This window comes from Acinetobacter sp. ANC 4654 (assembly GCF_002135425.1).
Classification (GTDB): domain Bacteria; phylum Pseudomonadota; class Gammaproteobacteria; order Pseudomonadales; family Moraxellaceae; genus Acinetobacter; species Acinetobacter kyonggiensis.
Map to the genome: position 1 here is coordinate 422,133 of NZ_NEGL01000001.1, position 19,555 is coordinate 441,687.

Genomic DNA, 19,555 nt, shown 5'->3' on the forward strand with positions numbered 1-19,555 from the left:
AATACGCTAAATTTATACATCATGATGCCGATAAAATTTTTAAATATAAATTAAATACAAACACTATCCGTTCATAAAATTTACCCCAAAAATCTCATTGATCAACATCAAAAGATTTTCGGGGCAATATATGATTATTCACATATTAAAAAGTAATACGTTTATAACTACGATACTCAGGTTTCCAATAATGCTTTTCAATGGCCTTCGCTAAAGTTTCATTACTGACAATCGGTGCTACACCTGCCTGCATTGCCGCTTGCGCCACTTTTAAAGCAATGATTCTTGAAACCTGTTGAATTGAATCAATGTCGGGCAACAAATCTGCATCAGGATCAATCAGTTTCGGTGAACAATCTGCAAGGGCATTGCTTGAAGCCATTAACATACTGTCGGTCACACGTGTGGCACCTGATGCAATCACACCCAAACCAATGCCTGGGAATATATACGAGTTATTACACTGCGAAATATTATAAATCTTGCCCTGATAATTCACTGGAGCAAAAGGACTACCCGTCGCAATTAACGCTTTACCATCCGTCCACTGAATAATATCCGCAGGCACCGCTTCAACACGTGAAGTCGGGTTGGATAATGGCAAAACAATCGGACGTTCACAGTTGGCAGCTAAAGTTCGAATCACTTCTTCTGTAAATAAACCCGGCTGACCTGAAACCCCAATCAACACCGTTGGTTTGGCATTTTTCACCACATCCAGTAAAGAAATGACTTCTTCTGCATTGCCCCACTCAGCAATCACTTCTGGTTTTTGCGCTAGTCTTCTTTGGAAATCTAGTAGGTTGGGCTGATTTTCAGTAATTAAGCCAAAACGGTCGACCATATAGACACGAGCACGTGCATCGGCTTCAGCTAAGCCTTCTGCCATCATTTGCGCCACAATCTGTTCAGCAATACCACAACCCGCCGAACCCGCACCTAAAAAGGCAACGGTCTGATCTTTCAGTTGTTTGCCTGCTGCATGTGAGGCTGCAATTAAACTACCTACCGAAACGGCTGCTGTACCTTGAATATCATCATTAAAACAGCAAATTTTATCGCGATACTTATTCAGCAATGGCATGGCATTTTTTTGCGCAAAATCTTCAAACTGAATCAGTGCATCTGGCCAGCGACGCTGAATCGCGGCAATCACATCGTCAACAAAATCATAATATTCATCACCACTAATACGTGGCTGATTCCAACCTAAATAAATTGGATCATTTAACAACTGCTGGTTATTGGTGCCGACATCCAAAGTGATGGGTAAGGTATACGCGGGGCTAATACCACCACAAGCGGTATACAGGGAAAGCTTACCAATCGGAATGCCCATGCCGCCGATGCCCTGATCACCTAAACCTAAAATACGTTCACCATCTGTAATCACAATGACTTTGACGTTTTTACGATTTACGTTATGCAAAATGTCTTCAATATGATCACGATCAGGATAAGAGATGAAAATCCCGCGATGACGGCGGTAAATATCCGAAAATTGCTGACATGCCTCACCCACCGTTGGGGTGTAAATAATCGGCATCATTTCACTTAAATGATTTTCAAGTAAATGATAAAACAGGGTTTCATTGGTATCTTGAATATTACGCAAGTAAATATGTTTATTGATCGCATCGTTAAATGAGCAATATTGCTGATATGAACGATGACTCTGTTCCTCAATAGTTTCAATAACATGCGGAATTAAGCCATGTAAATTAAATTTACTACGCTCTTGTTCGGTAAACGCAGAGCCTTTATTTAACAACGGAAGTTCTAAAAGCGTATTTCCTGCATAAGGAATATATAAAGGTTGTTTAATCACCAAGTTATCTGTCGTCATTTCCTATCTCATTTCAAAAGTCATGAAGATGGTATACAGAAAAATGTATATCATATCTTCACAAGCGACTAGCTTAGCCCGATTTTACCGTGATGGTATATTTTTAAATTTGATACCAATACATAAACAATTTTTTAATCTAATGAAGATAAAAAAATCTGCTTTTTCAATTCAATATATCTAGGTAAATAAAAAAACTGATGCTTTCGAATAATTTTTTGCGTTTATTTTAATCTTTTTAATCGTCATTTAAAGCGGTGATAAATTTGCTTACATACATTTCCAAAATTTATAATAATTGCACAATTATGGTGCATTAAATTTAAATGCTTAAAAATGGATTGAATGATAAAACTGTCAAACTATATTCAGCGACATTTCAGACATTTTTGTTATTTAGCATCCGCTGTGTTGATCAGCGTCTTTTTTCATGTTTATCACCGATGTCATGAACTGCTCTACTTCATTTTAGTTCCTGCTTTTTACGCTAAAAAAATACCCAAGAAATTTATCTTGGGTATCGCAGCGTATTTGAGCCGTTTAAACTTATTTAGAACTATTTAAGGCTATTTAGACTTTTGCAGCCTTAAAGCATTAATCACCACGGATAATGAACTCAGTGACATCGCAACAGCAGCCAACATTGGTGTCAATAATAAACCTGTCAATGGGTAGAAAATACCTGCTGCCACAGGCACACCTAAGCCGTTATAGACAAATGAAAATGCCAAATTCTGTTTCATGTTTTTAACACCCAGTTTTGCCATGTGAATGGCATCCGCCACCCCACGAATATCTCCTTTCACCAAGGTAATTTGTGCCGTTTGTTTGGCAATATCTGTTCCATTGCCCATTGCAATCCCAATATTGGCTTGAGCAAGTGCAGGTGCATCATTTATACCATCACCTGCCATAGCCACAATTTTGCCTTGTGCTTGATATTTTTTCACAATGTCTAATTTTTCAGTCGGTGTACAGTTGCCATAAACATGCTGAATACCGAGCTCTGCTGCCACTAATCTTGCATTTTGTTCGTGATCACCCGTTGCCATGACAACATCCACACCATCGGCAATCAATTGCGCAATCACTTGATGCGCATTGGGTTTAACTGCGTCATGAATCGAAATATACGCCAAAACATTCTGTTCATTGGCCAAAAAACTAATCACATTGCCTTTGGCACGTTGTTGTTGTAACTGAGCCTGAACAGACTCCTCTAAATTTAAACCCAATTGATCGAGTAGCTTTTGACTGCCAACATACAGCATTTGATCATTGATCTGACCTCTTACGCCAAAGCCCGTGACATCTTCAAAATCATTGACTTTAAGCAGTTCAGTTGCCGCAACCAGTTTCGTCAAAGTCTGTGCAATAGGATGGGTCGAATACTGTTCAATCGAGGCAATCCATTGTTCAGCTTGAGCTTGTGTCACCTGATCGGACAATAACTGAATTTCTTTTAGGCTTGGCTTGCCTTCAGTCAATGTTCCTGTTTTATCAATCACCAATGTATTGACTTTACTTAAAGCTTCAATCGCTTCAGCATCTTTAAACAGTACGCCTTTTTGTGCAGCCCGCCCCGTGGTTGCCATCACCGACATGGGGGTTGCTAAACCTAAAGCACAAGGACAGGCAATAATCAGTACAGCCACGGCACACATCAGCGCCAAATCAAATTGCGCGTCACCAAAGACCATCCACGCGATAAACGTCAGTACACTAATGACCAGCACTGTAACAACAAAATATTTAGCAAAGACATCGGCAAGTCGTTGTAACGGCGCTTTAGAACGCTGGGCTTCTGCCACGGTTTGAATCATTTTTGCCAAAGTGGTATTTGCACCCACCGCAGTGGTTTGAATACGAATACTGCCCTGCTGATTCACCGTTCCGCCAATGACTAAATCATCTAATTCTTTTTTGACTGGAACTGGTTCACCCGTCATCATCGCTTCATCGACATAGCTTTTGCCTTCAACCACAATGCCATCCAGTGGAATTTGCTCACCCGATGAAATTTGCAGAATATCACCTTGTTTCACCATGCCAATATCAACTTCGACCACCTGATCATTCTGCACCAGTTTCGCAGTATTGGATTGCAATCGCAGCAATGACTTTAATGAATCAGCAGTTTTGGCACGGGCTTTCAATTCCATAACTTGCCCAAGCAAACTTAAAGACACAATCATACAGGCTGCTTCAAAGTACACCGCCACGCCATGACCTGTTTTGGCTTCCATCGGAATAAGGGAGGGAAAAACAGTTGCAACCACACTATAAACAAAGGCCGCTAATACCCCTACACCAATGAGACTCCACATGTTTAAGTTACGTGTTTTATAAGATGTCCAACAACGCTCTATAATGGGTTTGCCTGCCCAAAGCACCACAGGAATAGAAAGCACCAATTCAATCCACGGTTGAATATGCTGTGGAATAAAGGCATGAATATGCGAACCCATAGCCAAGACAAAAACAATTAAGGTCAAAGGCAAAGTCAGCCAAAAACGATGGCTAAAATCCACCAATTCAGGGTTTGGTGCATCATCCAAGGTTGGTTGCATAGGCTCTAAAGCCATACCACAAATCGGGCAAGTTCCCGGGCCTTTTTGTACAATTTCGGGGTCCATTGGACAGGTATAATCCATATCCGCTGCACCTTCTGGTACAGGACGTTCATCGAGTGGAATTAAGTAAAACTCAGGATCACCCTTAAACTTATCTAGGCAAGATGGGTTACAGAAGTAATAGGTTTTGTCTTGATAATCAGTTTTTAAATCGGTTGATGTGTCCACCGACATGCCACAGACAGGATCTATTTCTGTTTGCCCTGAAGAGTTTACCGCATGACCACCCGCACAACACGATGCCTGTTTTTTCGGTTCTGGTGGTTTTTCTGTGCCACAGCATGAAGTGCTTTGAGCCTTTGAAACCACCACATATTGTTCAGGTGCGATATTAAACTTGCTTAAACAGCGTTCAGAACAAAAATAATAATCTTGGTCTTGATAGGTACTGTGATATTGAGAACCGGTTTTAACCTGCATACCACAAACGGGGTCAACCACCGTTTCAATGGATTGAACTGCTGTTTTCGGTTTATTTCCAGCACAACAGCCCGATGATTGCGCCACAGCTTGTTGATCTTGAGGCGCACAGCATGAAGCCGTTTTTTCTTCAGTTTGAGCTTTTGCAGCACAACCACAACCAGTTTTTTTCGGTTCATTTACCTCAGCTAACAGCAAATATTGTTCAGGATCTAGCTCAAATTTATTTAAACAATCCTTACAGCAGAAATAATAACGCTGCCCTTTATAGTCAATATTGGGTTTAGACAAATCGGTGACTTTCATCCCACAAACAGGATCTACTTTGACCCATTCCAGACTCGATTGTTGTTTTGTACAGCAAGAAGATTTAGCTTGTTCACTCATCAGACTTACCCATTTAATTATTCAATTGTGCTAGCATAAAGTCTGTACCTAGGTACAGAGTCAAGTCATATTAAGGATACTTTTTATGCTCACCATTGGAAAACTGGCTAAACAATGTCAGGTCAATGTCGAAACCATTCGTTATTATCAACGCATTGGCTTAATGCGCGTGCCTGAAACCACTCAAAGTTATCGTTATTATAATAGCCAAGATATTGAAACCTTAAGCTTTATTCAAAAAGCTAAAGATGCGGGTTTACAGCTCAGTGAAATTCAGGAGTTATTACAGCTACAACTTGAAGACCGCGAACAAGTTCGCCATGTTATACAACAACGTCTGGACAAAATTGACCAACGGATTCAAGAACTCAATAGCTTAAAACAACGCCTTGCAACATGGATTGATGAATGTAAAACAACCAATAATAGCTGTTGCCCAATATTGAAAGAACTTAAAAACAGTTAAACTTATACTCTACTCTACACTTGATCTTTGCGTTTAGGACCAACGACTTATGTCTATCGACTTAAAATCACTACGACAACAGCTTAAAACCAAACGCAAACAAGTCGATAAATTCCAACAACAATCTTCCTCCAGCCAAATCTTGCATCGCTTACGTCATTTTCCACAGCTACAACAGGCAAAACGTGTCGGTATTTATTTACATGCTTTTGGCGAAATTCAAACCCAGCACATGATTGAATATTGCTTCGCACAGCATAAACAAGTCTATTTACCCATGATTTGCACCATGAATCAGCAATTGCACTGGGTTAAAATTTCAAAACAACAATATCGCAACAAACGCTTTTCACATCATCCTCTTGGCATGCAAGAACCGATGGCAAGCCGCGCAATGCATGTTTCAAAACTCGACGTGCTGATCATGCCTTTACTGGCATGTGACGTTTACGGGACACGGATTGGAATGGGGGGCGGTTTTTATGATAAAACCCTTACCAGTGCGCCAAACAAGCCTTTGCGCTTAGGCATTGCACATGACTTTCAACTGGTACAAGAGCGACTTCCACGTCAGGTTTGGGATCAGCCACTTGATGTACTGATCACGCCTTTACACATGCGGTTGTTTAAACGTTAATTTGGCATTTTTGACTGTTGTTATAAGCATTAAATCAATTATTTAAGCATTTATCATACAATTTATGTGCAGCTCCCCTTGTAATTTTTGAAATACACATCACTATAAAAATATGGCAACACCATTGTTACTCATTAGGAGTGCCCATGTCTGAAATTATTATGAATCAAGAAACCTTAGAACCACAGGTTCCAAGCGTATTACCGCTTTTAGCGCTACGAGATGTTGTGGTTTATCCACACATGCAAATTGCGTTATTTGTAGGTCGTGAAAAATCGATCAAAGCAGTTGACGTGGCTCGTAACAGTGACAATCTCGTATTTGTTGTTGCGCAACAAGATTCGCTTACAGAAGAAATTGATCACGACAACCTATATCAATACGGTACTGTCGCAAAGATTGTGCAAGTTGTGAATCATGAAAATGATGAAAACTGTATCAAAGTATTAATTGAGGGATTACATCGTTCTAAACTGGTAAAAATCATCGAAAATGATGAATATTTATCGGCTGAACATGCAATTAGCCCAATGACAGTCAACATTAAAGCTGAATCTCAAGAAACACGTGTACAAGAACTACGCACTTTATTTGCACAATATGCAGAAGCAAAATTACGTAATGCACGTGAATTGATTACTGCTGCCAATAAAATTGATGATTTATTGCAACTGGTGTTCTTCGTGGCAACCCGTGTGCCTTTAAACATTGATGTCAAACAAAAGTTCTTAGAACATGATGATTTTGAAGCTCACTTACAAGAGTTAATGACTTATCTGTTGCAACAATCTGAAGAACAACAGATTGAACAAACTTTGCATGACTCGGTAAAACGCCAAATGGAGAAAAATCAGCGCGAATACTTCCTTAATGAAAAGATGAAGGTCATTCAGCGCGAACTTTCCGACATGAATGGCGGTGCTGAAGATGATGTTGCAGAAATTGAACGTCGTCTTGAAGAAGCAGATTTACCTGAACATGTGCGTAAAAAAGCTGAAAGTGAATTCCGCAAGCTGAAAGCAATGCAGCCCGCTTCAAGTGAAGCCGCTGTTGTTCGCAACTATATCGAAGCCATTTTAGATACCCCGTGGAACAAAGCCAGCAAAGTCAGTATTAACTTGGCAAAAGCACAGGAAATTCTAGATGCAGACCATTATGGTCTAGATGAAGTTAAAGAACGCATTGTTGAATACTTAGCGGTTCAATCACGGGTGAAAAAACTCAAAGGGCCTATCCTGTGCTTAGTTGGGCCTCCAGGGGTCGGTAAAACTTCACTCGGTGAATCCGTTGCCAAAGCGACTGGTCGTGAATTTGTCCGCATGGCTTTAGGCGGCGTACGTGATGAAGCGGAAATCCGTGGTCACCGTCGTACCTATATTGGTGCGATGCCGGGTAAAATTGTACAATCGTTAACCAAAGTCGGTGTGAAGAATCCATTATTCTTGCTCGATGAAATTGACAAAATGGCGCAAGACTACCGTGGCGATCCTGCTTCTGCATTGCTTGAAGTGCTTGATCCATCGCAAAACAGTAAGTTTAACGATCACTATTTAGATCTTGATCTTGACCTGTCTGAAGTGATGTTCATCTGTACTGCAAACAGCATGAATATTCCAGAAGCTTTGCTGGATCGTATGGAAGTGATTCGCCTTCCGGGTTATACCGAAGAAGAAAAAGTCAATATTGCAGACCGTTATCTTGTGCCTAAAGCAATTAAAGACAATGGTTTACGTGGCAAAGAATTGACCATTCATGAAGAAGCGATTCGTGACATCGTGCGTCGTTATACACGCGAAGCAGGTGTACGTAGCCTTGAACGTGAAGTATCAAAAATTGCCCGTAAAGTTGTAAAAGAAGCGGTCAGCAAAAAAGCCAAAAACTTACATATCGACATCACTGCGGAAAACTTATCTGATTACCTAGGCGTACATAAGTTCGACTATGGTATGGCAGAAGAAGAAGCTGAAGTCGGTCGTGTCAATGGTTTAGCTTGGACTTCTGTCGGTGGTGAACTACTGTCGATTGAAGTGGCAGCTGTAAAAGGTAAAGGTAAATTCATCACAACGGGTTCACTCGGCGATGTCATGAAAGAATCCATTACCGCTGCAATGACGGTGGTACGTACCCGTGCAGATGCGCTGGGTATTGAAGCTGCAAGATTTGAAGAAACCGATGTTCACGTGCATTTACCTGAAGGTGCAACACCGAAAGATGGTCCATCTGCTGGTTTGGCATTAACCACAGCATTGGTTTCTGCCTTCACAGGGATTCCTGTTCGTGCGGACATTGCAATGACAGGTGAAACCAATTTAGGTGGTCGTGCCATGCGTATTGGTGGCTTAAAAGAGAAACTACTTGCAGCACACCGTGGCGGCATTAAGTTAGTCTTTATCCCACAAGAAAACGTACGTGATCTGGTGGAAATTCCAGACAATGTCAAAGCTGGTTTAGAAATTAAAGCGGTGAAAGGTATCGATGATATTTTGCCATTGGCTTTAACAGAAATGCCAAAACCTTTGCCAAAAAATCCGATTGTAAAACCGGCTGCTGAAGGTAAAGCTGCACGTCATTAATGGTAATTTGATACAAAAAAGAGAGCTTCGGCTCTCTTTTTTTATGCGTTTATTTTGTTATATTGGACATATAGAGAACTTGAAAAGTCTAGCTTTTGACCTCATCTATTAATAGAGAAACATAAATGCGCTGTAAGCTTCTATTTTAGCTGTTATGTGAATGGTCATCTACATCTCCAGGTGGATGACCTTTTGATCGCAGTCCCATTTTTCTTAGTGGACTGCGTTTTTTATTAAACTTCTTTTATAAGTCATTTTTTAATCAATACAAGTAATTCGTAAAGCCAAAAGTAAATTTTAGCAGGTATTAGATTCATGAGTGTGGCATGGATGCCACACGTTTCCCATCACGACAGGGATGTAGTGTATGGGAAACAAAAGGTTTTTCTTGCGGATTCAAAATATATTTTGAGATCCTCATTTTGACCTTTCAAAAGTAGGGAGAATGCCTACGCAAAGGCATAAAAATTGAATCAATAAAATGAGGCAGTGCTGATTTTAAACAATCCAATATTGAAATTCTTTTGATTTATGCAAGTTATCTATTGCCCAGATGGCATCATTAAATTATTCACTAAACCATCAATCACATTGGCCATTTTTCCAATATTCAGCGTTTTTAAAGTATCTTTTTCAGTGTGATAATACTTATTTCGAAAAAAAGCGGTATCGGTAATCATCACTGCTGGAATATCAAACTTCCAATAATTAAGATGATCTGAGAACTCCATTCCTGAAACAAAAGAAGGTGCAACCAATCTTTGACACTCTAAACGGTTCAATGTTCGCATTTCTTCACAGTATTTCGCGCCCAAATCATAAGACTGTAAATTACTCACCGCAGCAATATAATTCGCATGACTCGGATAAACCCACTTCAAACCCGCTGGATATTCTTGCACCAATTTTTCATCAAAGTAACCAATCATATCTAAAATATACACACCTTGAATTTGATCTTTTTGTGCTTGTACCGATTTGGCATGGATATAACTGCCCATCTGCTCGGTTTTGAAAAATGGCGGTTCTTGTAAGGTATAAAATACAAATTCTATATTTTGCGTGAGTTGAGATTTCTGTTGCGCAAGAATACGCGCGGTCTCAATCACTCCCGCTACACCAGAAGCATTATCATCAGCACCCTGCTGCTCGCCAAAGACATCGTAGTGCGCGCCAACAATCACTTTATCCGCATGCCCAGCAGCTAAGTTACACACCACATTTCGATAGCCTAAACCATTGACCGAATAGTTTTGATATTGACATGGAATACCAAACAAGCGCATTTGTTCTTTAATCCATGCAGAAACACGCTGTAATTCTTCTATATTTTTATAATTACGATAGCTATCAGTGCCAATAATTTGTTCCAAATAGACTTTTAAATTATTCGTGCTCGCTGTCGTCAGGTTAGGTGCTGCCCATAGTGAAGCACTGAAAAAAATAGAAAAAAGGAATGTGCTCAAGCATAAGCCTATATTATGATTTTTTTTTGCTCTCATTTATTCTTCGTCCATGGTTTTTATTTATATTTACTCCACTATTCATGATTAAAACAGCATCACATACTAACTTTCAATTGCAATTTGTTGCTCAAAATAAGTAAAAAGCATTTTAGTGCTTATAATAGTGCAGACTCTCAAACCATCGAATCTTATGAAAATCCGTATTATTACCATCGGTCAAAAAATGCCTGCTTGGGTACTCACTGGTTTTGAAGATTACTTCAAGCGTATTCAACCTTTTGTGCAAACTCAGATTATTGAATTGCCCATGGCCAAACGCGGGAAAAATGATTCTGAAGCCGATATCTTAAAATATCGTCAAATTGAAGGTGACAGTATTTTAAATACGCTTAAACAAAATGAAACCCTGATTGCGCTTGAAGTCGGTGGCAAAGAATTTAGCACTGAAAAACTCGCCACAACCATGAAAGAATGGATGCTAGAAGGCAATGATGTGGTGTTAGCCATTGGCGGGCCAGATGGTCACTCGGAAGCGGTGCGTAAAGCAGCTGCATGGCACTGGTCGTTGTCCAAGCTCACTTTGCCTCACCCTATGGTTCGCGTGATGCTGATCGAGCAGTTATACCGTGCAATGACCATCAATCACAATCATCCTTATCATCGGGCAGGTTAAATAAATCTGCTGAGTCCTTCCTTGAGTTTTTATCAAACTGGATTTACCGTAAATAGCATCGAACAAGTTTGATAAAAATGAGTAAGGCTATTTTTACTGTTCTGTTTATGCAACGACCTGTTGAAATAAACGCTATTTCGTCTATAGGGTAATTTTGGCATCATTGCTTCAGTCAATATGATTTGAATTAGGCGCATCATCATGAATTTACAAACTTTACCCGGTTTATTTATTTCACATGGCTCTCCCATGCTTGCGCTTAATCCAGAACAAGTGGGTCCTGCATTACAACGACTCAGCCTGAACCTGCCTAAACCGCAAGCCATTATTGTGATGTCTGCACACTGGGAAAGTAACTCACTTGAAGTAAGTACCAGTGTGCGTGCCGAAACTTGGCATGATTTCCGTGGTTTTCCCGCTGAACTCTATGAAATCCGCTATCCTGCACCGGGTCAACCAGAACTTGCTGAAGAAATTTTACATCTTTTAGCAGATGCAGGTTTAGCGGCTCATGCCAATAGCACTCGTCCGCGTGATCATGGCGTGTGGATGCCCCTGCTACATATGTATCCTAATGCAGATATTCCTGTGGTAGAAATTTCACTCCCAATGAACTGGTCTGCTGAAGATATTTATAAAATTGGTCACACACTTGCCCCACTGCGTGAAAAACAAGTGTTCATTATTGGTTCGGGCAGTATCACCCATAACTTAGCTGAATTAGCTTGGCGTGGCGAACCGACTGAAGTCCCTATATGGGCGTCCAGTTTCCGTAATTATGTCGTGAGCAAACTTGCTCATCAAAATTATGATGCTGTACTGGACTGGCAAACAATTCCCTATGCAAAACGAAATCATCCGACCTTAGAGCACTTTGCCCCACTGTTCTTTGCGATGGGAACAGGTCAGCGCTTCAACATTGTCCACAGTAGTTTTAGTATGGGTTCACTGGGTATGGATATCTATCGTTTTGACTGATTCATAACTTTTTATCAACAATCAACAAAATAATAGTTATGGATACATTTTGATACCTAATACCTCAAAATGTATCCATTTTTTTTGAGCACGAATACGATATGCTTGTAAAAATCTTTCAAAACCAAGTACTTTTAAAATGAAACTTAAATTTTTAGCGATTGCCCTTTTTCCATTAACGCTTGCAGCTTGTCAATCTAGCGATATGCAAAAAGTTGGAGATTTAGCCGTGTCGATGGTTCAACAACAAAATGCGGATAAAACACTCACTGCCTACCAATGGTCTTATCAACCACAAGGCACAAATAAGCCACTTGTGTTGAATTTCAATGATCAACAACGTTTAAGTATTGCAACAGGTTGTAATACTCAAGGTACATCATGGAAAATTGAGAAAGGTCAAATTATCACTACTGATTTAATGTCAACCATGATGGCTTGTTCACCCGAATTAATGAAACAAGAACAGTTCTCTAGCTCAATTTTTGCTAAACGTACTATTCCCTTTGTTTTAAATACACAAGATGTAAATAAACCAACATTAACGCTAATTGATGCAACAGGTCAAAAAGTTGTATTTGAAGGCAAAATGACACCTGAAACACAATATCAAACGCAAGCTGAAACTATTTTTCTTGAAATTGCTCCAGAAACAAAAAAATGTACAGGCGTAGCACCACAAACCTGTTTGCAAGTGCGTGAAATTAAATACGCAGAAAACGGTGTTAAAACTCAGGTCGATAAAGACTGGACATTGTTTTACAACCATATTGAAGGTTTTGAACATAATCCCAATGAGCGCCAAATCATTCGTGTAAAACGTTATGAAATTAAGAACCCTGCCGCAGATCAGTCTAAATATGCCTATGTACATGACATGACGATTGAACGTGCAACCGTAAAATAAGCAGTTCATTTCAATAATAAAAAACCGATGCCAGAGCATCGGTTTTTTATTATTCAAGAAAGTAAAATCATATACCAATTTTTGAAATTAAATGATCATCTTTCATCAACTCAAATCCCTCCCAACCTCCCTTTGAAAAAGGGAGGAGTGACACAAATTCAAATACTAATCTGATTTGTGATATTCCCCTCTTTAATAAAGATGAGAAGCATTGCTTCGCAAGAGGGGAGATTTTTAGGATATTGAGATATTGATGAAAATTGGTATTAGAATACGCCTTGAGCCAACATTGCATCCGCAACTTTGACAAAGCCTGCAATATTCGCACCATCAACATAGTTCACAGTACCATTTTCTTTAGTACCGTATTTAACACAGTTACGGTGAATTTCTTTCATGATCGCGTGTAAACGCTCATCCACTTCTTCGAAAGTCCAACCTAAACGAATCGCGTTTTGCGACATTTCAAGACCAGAAGTCGCAACGCCACCCGCATTTGATGCTTTACCCGGCGCATACAAAATTTTGGCTTCAATGAATTTTTCAACAGCATCTAAAGTCGATGGCATGTTGGCCCCTTCAGCAACACAAATCACACCATTTGCAATCAATGCAAGCGCATCTTCACCCGTCAATTCATTTTGAGTTGCACATGGCAACGCGATATCACATTTGATTGACCAAGGACGTTTGCCTTCAAGATACTCAAAGCCATGTTTAGATGCGAATTCAGAAATACGACCACGTTTAACGTTTTTAAGCTCCATCACTTCAGCCAATAATTCATCGGTAAAGCCGTCTTTCACATACACAGTACCCACAGAGTCTGAAAGTGAAACCACTTTAGCCCCTAAGAACATCGCTTTTTCAGCAGCAAATTGTGCAACATTGCCTGAACCTGAAATAGTCACCACTTTATCTTGGAAGCAATTACCTTTAGTTTTCAGCATTTCTTCAGCAAAATACACCGTGCCATAACCCGTTGCTTCTGGACGAGCCAATGAACCACCGAATGACAAACCTTTCCCTGTAAATACAGATGAAGTGTCATTACTGAGTTTTTTCATCATCCCAGCCATGTAGCCGACTTCACGACCACCTACACCAATATCCCCCGCAGGAATATCCGTATTTGAACCAAGGTGACGGTACAATTCAATCATTAAGGCTTGGCAGAAACGCATAATTTCGCCTTCAGACTTACCTTTAGGATCAAAGTCTGAGCCACCTTTACCGCCACCCATAGGAAGTGTGGTTAAGGCATTTTTAAATGTTTGTTCAAAACCTAAAAATTTAAGAATTGAAAGGTTCACCGATGGGTGAAAACGCATGCCACCTTTGAATGGCCCAATGGCTGAATTGTACTGTACACGGAAAGCACGGTTCACATGAGTCTGACCTTTGTCATCCACCCAAGAAACACGGAATTGAATCGCACGTTCTGGCTCAACCAAGCGTTCAAGTAAACCATGATCAGCATACTGTGGGTTCTTTTCAATGAACGGCCAAAGGCTAGTCATGACTTCTTCTACAGCTTGTAGAAATTCGGGTTGATGTGCATCACGTGATTTAACGTAGTCTAGGAAGTCGTTAAGGCTGTTATATTTCAACACTTAATCCTCAGCAGAAAGATGGATCAAAATTGATCAAATTTTCAAAAAGTGATAATTTTTGGCGCAAAATATTAAATATCTTTTGCAGCCAATCCACAATAGTTATTTTAAAAAAAATGAAAAAAAGTTTTAATAACATATATTTATATTAACTATAACCAACTAAAAGTGCTTAATCCTAAGCATGTTTCATTGCTGTTTTCATTGACTTTTTGCTCAATAATAATGCATTTATAGCGCTATTTTCGGGCAAGAGATTAAACAATAAAATCATGCTAAAATCGCACATCTTGACTTAATTTTCTTTTCTGTATGCTGCTATTTCTTTAGCGGTTGTGGTTTACACATGAATTCTCAAATTGCTCTCATCCAAAATATTGATGCCTTACTTCCTCAAACCCAATGTGGTTTATGTGGTCATCGAGATGGATGCTTACCGTATGCCAAATCCATTGCAGAAGGTGAAGAAGCCAATAAATGTGTCCCCGGAGGTCAACCTGTCGCTGATGCACTCGCAACACTGCTTAAACGCCCTCAATTGCTAGCCGAAGAAAGTGTTTGGCCGATTCAAAGCGATGGTCGTCCACAACGCATGAAAGCGATTATTCGTGAAGATGAATGTATTGGTTGTACCAAATGTATCAGTGCTTGTCCTGTGGATGCCATTATCGGTTCAGGTAAACTCATGCACAGCATTTTGACCGATCTTTGCACAGGTTGTGAACTTTGTATTCTTCCATGCCCTGTCGACTGCATTGATTTGATTGAAGATGATCACGTTATACCGAATGAGACTTTGCGTATTCGCGAACAAAATGACTTACGCAATCGTTATTACTCACATATTCAACGTGAAGAACAACGACGCACCCATCGTAAAGGTCCTGTGGTACGTGCCAATATTGACACTGCATTATTTGCGCAATTTTCAGCTCAAAATGACCGTGTGCCTGACATCTTGATTACGCAAATTGAAGATAAACCAGCAGTTCAGTTAGATGCTCAATCCACCATTGAGTTGGCAAAACTTCGTACACAAATCAAAAAGTTAGAAAAACAGCTCAGCGTTCGTGATGATGCAAAAAAACGTCTACTCTTAGATGAACTCAACCAACAGCTCAATGCTTGTCAAGGAGTGTAAAATGCCTGTAAAGAATATGACTAAAAAACAAATTCAGGTGTTTTTTGAGCGATTACGTGAGCAAAGACCCAACCCGAAAACTGAACTCAATTATTCCAGTCCTTTTGAGCTGTTGGTCGCGGTTACGCTTTCTGCACAAGCCACCGATGTGAGTGTCAACAAAGCCACTGACAAGCTATTTCCGATTGCCAATACACCTGAAGCCATCTATGCCTTAGGCGTTGATGGTTTAAAGCAATATATTAAAACCATTGGCTTATATAATGCTAAAGCCGAAAACGTGATTAAAGCATGTAAAATATTGATCGAGAAGCATAACAGCATTGTGCCCAATAACCGTGCCGACTTAGAAGCATTACCTGGTGTGGGGCGTAAAACAGCAAATGTGGTGCTTAATACCGCCTTTGGACAAGCGACTATGGCAGTCGATACCCATATTTTTCGTTTAGGAAATCGTACGGGTTTAGCGGTAGGCAAAAATGTGCTTGAAGTTGAACAACGACTGCTTAAAGTGATTCCTAAAGAATTTATGCTAGATGCGCACCATTGGCTGATTTTACACGGTCGTTATTGTTGTATTGCCCGTAAGCCCAAGTGCAATGAATGTGTGGTGTCTGATGTCTGCCAGTGGCCAGATCGCTTTGAATTTGGCGCAGCCAAAAACATTCCAGTAAAAATGCTGCAAGATCAAAACTGAATTTAGTTTTGATCTTTATTTTTTTGTTGCAACTTCGGATGGAGTTGACGCACCGATTGGCTGTTTTTCTTTTCTGCCGCTTCTTGCTTTTGCACGTGACGTAAAGCTTTAAAACTCTGAACCATTAAGGCCAATACCACAAGACCAAATACAATCACCAATACAATTAAACCCATTTTCAGCAAGATAGCATCCTCAAAATTTTGCACAAATTAAAAGAGCCCTAATATGACTTAGGACTCTTTTAATGTCAAAACATTCACCGCACTATGGCATATGAATTATTTTGCTTGATCTAAAATTGCAAACAAATCTGCTTGAACTTCATCAATTGGACGAAGACCATTGAGTTTGTCATACGTCGGTGCATTTTCACCAGACGCTGCACGACCTTGGTAAAAACCGACCAATTGTTCAGTTTCTGTGTGGTATGAACCAAGACGTTTACGAATGGTTTCTTCTTGATCATCTGGACGTTGCACTAAATCTTCGCCAGTTTCATCATCTTTACCTTCCACTTTAGGCGGATTGTAAACGAGATGATAAACACGACCAGAAGCTGGGTGCTGACGACGACCTGAAAGACGTTGTACAATTTCTTCATCTGGAACATCAATTTCAATCACATGATCGATATTAATACCTTCGCCTTCCAAAGCTTCTGCTTGAGGAATCGTGCGTGGGAAACCATCAAAAATGCAACCGTTTACACAATCAGGTTGAGCAATACGTTCTTTCACAAGACCAATGATTAGCTCGTCAGAGACAAGACCACCGCTCTCCATCACGCTTTTAGCTTTAAGACCTAATTCAGTACCTTCACGAATTGCAGCACGGAGCATATCACCGGTTGAAATTTGTGGGACATTGTAGCGCTTACAGATCAACTGAGCTTGTGTGCCTTTACCTGCTCCAGGTGGTCCGAGTAATATAATGCGCATAAAAAAACATCCTCATTTAACAATGTATATGACGCTTTGTTCATGCCAAATCTATTGATTCGCCATGTAGTCCAGCATCCAATTAATCTAATTATAAGAAAGCCACAAACAAATGTATTGTACCTGCTATAAATCCAGTTACGCCACCCAGAACAATCAAAATCCATTCGTCTTCCTGAAAAGCAGGCCGTAATAAATTTTGAAACTCTCTTGGTGTCAACTCTAGAATACGCTCTCTAAACATTTGATAGATTTTCTGTGCACGGCTCGCATTAAACGCAGGGTCGCATACAGGCACCATCGTAATTTCAATTGAGCGATCGATCAAGTCTGTCTTGAGTTTTGCATACTCTTTTGGCCCTAAAGAGAGTTGTAAAGAGGTTCTGACCAGCGGTGTTTCCATAATTTGGTTAATATGGCGTTTGACAAGGCGGCGCGTTTTATCTTTTTTCCCGCCATACATCATTTCCGTCATAATGGATTTTAACGTAATTAGGTCTTCTGTGACGACTCGTGCAAAGACATCGGACACTTCATCCTGACGCTTCATAAACGCGCCTTGAATATTGTATGTGCCAATACGTGGAATCACTGGTTTTACCCACGGAAACTTACGATCTTTAGTTAATTCAAAGAATTGCGGATAACGTACATAGTGCGGTTCGAGTGGATTAAACACCATCCAGATTGCAATCCAGTTGGTCAAAAAGCCCCAAATAGATGCCCAAAAAGGTACAGTCCAATGCCATGGTACAACGAACCAAACAATCATTTGGAATACACCAAAGAACATTCCAATGAGCGCACTAATATGCCAAATAAAGTTGATTTCTTTCTGACCGACTTTAAGAAACATATTGACCATTAAACGACGATCACCTTCCATTTGGCGAACCACCATTTCACGCATATCAACAAGTGACTCGACGTTCATGGTCAGCTCAGTCACAAGTTCTCTTAAAATACCTGGCAATTGTTTATGCGCTTGAGCATAAATTCGACGTTTAATCGAATAAGGTAAGTTTTCCCAAAGGACAGCATTACGCTCAAGCATCATTTCATCAATTAAGTGTTCAAGTTCCAAACCGACTTGTTCACCAATGATCCGTGCCATATCTACAGGATCCATTGCATCTAAAAACTCACGCAATGAACCCAGTTTCGATAAGGTGTTATCGGTAATAATGCCTGAAATACGGCCCGCTTTACGTGGCACAATTCCCTGCCAACCGACAGGTACTGGACCTAAATGGAATCCCCAAAAAGTAAGCGGATAAAATACCATTTTAAGCGCCATCCACACATGCGCCCAAGTGACAAAAGCCGTGACTGGGATAATGCTAAGTACTGCCCAAAAATCAGGACGATTCAAGAAGGTTTGCCACAATTCGTTGACGTACTCAAGCATGCATAAAATCCATATTTAATTTTTAATCACAAAGTAATAAATGTTATGAAATCAATTTTTTTACTATAAACCAATACTTAGGGTATAGGAAAATTGTAGCCTTGGCTGTGTCTCAGCAACCACATAACCCGATTTATCCTTAAGCTCTTCACCCGCACCAATACCGACACTAAAAGTACTAATCCGTTCAGAACTCAATAACACATAGGCTAAATCAACCCCTGCACCCAATCGCGCTTTATATTCATTGTCTACGCCCTTACTTTCAATATGTCCCGCATAGACACCAATATAATAGCCATTCTTATCTTTACCTGTCAGGTGATAAGGATAGCGAAATCCGACTTGACCACCCGCAGTATAATCATCATCGATGAAAACACCTGCTTTAGCATAAGCAATCCCATAAGGATTCACCCACTCTACATTCATATGAAGCATTTCTTGTGTAAATCCTGCCCCTAAATTCCATGCTGTTGCACTTTCTGGTGTCAATTTAGCTTCTGGTAAATATGGATTATCTTGTGCATACGCTACATTGGTTAGCGCAAAAAATGCCAATAAAGGATACATTTTTGTCATTTTTTTCATCGTGGTCCCTAATTTTATTTTTAATACAGTCCTTTTTCAATTTTGACTTTAGCAGAATTATGAGAACTCTTATATACTGCACTTTACAATTTTAATGTCTGTAAAGTCAAAGTTTAAGCTAAACAAGCCCAACTGTTTAGCTGAACAAATATCAAAAAATGATGATATGCATTAGAAT

The 19,555-nt window shown here is 39.9% G+C and carries 16 protein-coding genes; 8 read left to right on the forward strand and 8 right to left on the reverse strand.

The annotated features are described in order from the left end of the window. Positions 1–145 precede the first annotated feature (145 nt). Together B9T24_RS01985 and B9T24_RS01990 are read right to left on the reverse strand one after the other, a co-directional pair. Positions 146–1,846, reverse strand: coding sequence for an NAD-dependent malic enzyme (locus B9T24_RS01985; RefSeq protein WP_086164264.1), 1,701 nt, complete (start codon positions 1,844–1,846; stop codon positions 146–148). Between the two features lie 566 nt (positions 1,847–2,412). Continuing rightward, complete coding sequence (locus tag B9T24_RS01990) at positions 2,413–5,286, reverse strand: heavy metal translocating P-type ATPase (RefSeq protein WP_086164265.1); 2,874 nt, start codon at positions 5,284–5,286, stop codon at positions 2,413–2,415. A gap of 85 nt (positions 5,287–5,371) precedes the next feature. Between B9T24_RS01990 and B9T24_RS01995 the strand changes: the two genes are divergently transcribed. The 3 genes from B9T24_RS01995 to lon all read left to right on the forward strand — a co-directional run bounded on the left by B9T24_RS01995 (position 5,372) and on the right by lon (position 8,962). Continuing rightward, positions 5,372–5,752, forward strand: a complete 381-nt coding sequence (locus tag B9T24_RS01995) for a MerR family transcriptional regulator (RefSeq protein WP_086164266.1) — start codon at positions 5,372–5,374, stop codon at positions 5,750–5,752. A 49-nt stretch (positions 5,753–5,801) separates the two neighbouring features. Next, positions 5,802–6,389, forward strand: coding sequence for a 5-formyltetrahydrofolate cyclo-ligase (locus tag B9T24_RS02000; protein ID WP_086164267.1), 588 nt, complete (start codon positions 5,802–5,804; stop codon positions 6,387–6,389). A 146-nt stretch (positions 6,390–6,535) separates the two neighbouring features. After that, positions 6,536–8,962, forward strand: coding sequence for an endopeptidase La (gene lon / locus B9T24_RS02005; RefSeq protein ID WP_086164268.1), 2,427 nt, complete (start codon positions 6,536–6,538; stop codon positions 8,960–8,962). Between the two features lie 542 nt (positions 8,963–9,504). On the opposite strand, the gene B9T24_RS02010 is transcribed toward lon, so the two are convergent. Next, entirely contained in the window at positions 9,505–10,464 is a 960-nt protein-coding gene (locus tag B9T24_RS02010) for a M28 family peptidase (RefSeq protein ID WP_228145673.1), read from the reverse strand. A 154-nt stretch (positions 10,465–10,618) separates the two neighbouring features. On the opposite strand from B9T24_RS02010, the gene rlmH reads away from it, so the two are divergent. From rlmH to B9T24_RS02025, 3 genes are all read left to right on the forward strand, one after another. After that, a complete protein-coding gene (gene rlmH / locus B9T24_RS02015; protein WP_086164269.1) occupies positions 10,619–11,101 on the forward strand; it encodes a 23S rRNA (pseudouridine(1915)-N(3))-methyltransferase RlmH in 483 nt (160 codons plus the stop codon). A 201-nt stretch (positions 11,102–11,302) separates the two neighbouring features. Then, positions 11,303–12,079: a dioxygenase gene (locus B9T24_RS02020; protein ID WP_086164270.1), complete on the forward strand. Its 777-nt coding sequence runs from the start codon at positions 11,303–11,305 to the stop codon at positions 12,077–12,079. 139 nt (positions 12,080–12,218) lie between these two features. After that, positions 12,219–12,986: an META and DUF4377 domain-containing protein gene (locus B9T24_RS02025; RefSeq protein WP_086164271.1), complete on the forward strand. Its 768-nt coding sequence runs from the start codon at positions 12,219–12,221 to the stop codon at positions 12,984–12,986. A gap of 266 nt (positions 12,987–13,252) precedes the next feature. Here the strand turns inward: B9T24_RS02025 and gdhA are convergent, their stop codons facing one another. After that, positions 13,253–14,599 (reverse strand): NADP-specific glutamate dehydrogenase, encoded by a 1,347-nt coding sequence (gene gdhA / locus B9T24_RS02030; RefSeq protein WP_228145674.1) that lies wholly within the window; start codon positions 14,597–14,599, stop codon positions 13,253–13,255. A gap of 346 nt (positions 14,600–14,945) precedes the next feature. Between gdhA and B9T24_RS02035 the strand changes: the two genes are divergently transcribed. After that, positions 14,946–15,740 carry an RnfABCDGE type electron transport complex subunit B gene (locus B9T24_RS02035; protein WP_086164272.1) on the forward strand — a complete coding sequence of 265 codons (795 nt, stop codon included), beginning with the start codon at positions 14,946–14,948 and terminating at the stop codon, positions 15,738–15,740. Between the two features lies 1 nt (position 15,741). Then, the gene (nth, locus tag B9T24_RS02040) at positions 15,742–16,437 is read left to right on the forward strand and encodes an endonuclease III (protein ID WP_086164273.1); all 696 of its coding nucleotides are present in this window, start codon (positions 15,742–15,744) and stop codon (positions 16,435–16,437) included. Between the two features lie 2 nt (positions 16,438–16,439). Here nth and B9T24_RS02045 read toward each other — a convergent pair whose 3' ends face one another. From B9T24_RS02045 to B9T24_RS02060, 4 genes are all read right to left on the reverse strand, one after another. Then, on the reverse strand, positions 16,440–16,622 hold the full coding sequence (locus B9T24_RS02045) for a hypothetical protein (RefSeq protein WP_086164569.1): 183 nt from the start codon (positions 16,620–16,622) through the stop codon (positions 16,440–16,442). A gap of 96 nt (positions 16,623–16,718) precedes the next feature. Further along, the gene (gene adk / locus B9T24_RS02050; protein WP_086164274.1) at positions 16,719–17,378 is read right to left on the reverse strand and encodes an adenylate kinase; all 660 of its coding nucleotides are present in this window, start codon (positions 17,376–17,378) and stop codon (positions 16,719–16,721) included. A gap of 91 nt (positions 17,379–17,469) precedes the next feature. Then, positions 17,470–18,786 (reverse strand): hypothetical protein, encoded by a 1,317-nt coding sequence (locus tag B9T24_RS02055; RefSeq protein WP_086164275.1) that lies wholly within the window; start codon positions 18,784–18,786, stop codon positions 17,470–17,472. A gap of 63 nt (positions 18,787–18,849) precedes the next feature. Further along, entirely contained in the window at positions 18,850–19,368 is a 519-nt protein-coding gene (locus B9T24_RS02060) for a hypothetical protein (RefSeq protein ID WP_086164570.1), read from the reverse strand. Between the last annotated feature and the right edge of the window lie 187 nt (positions 19,369–19,555).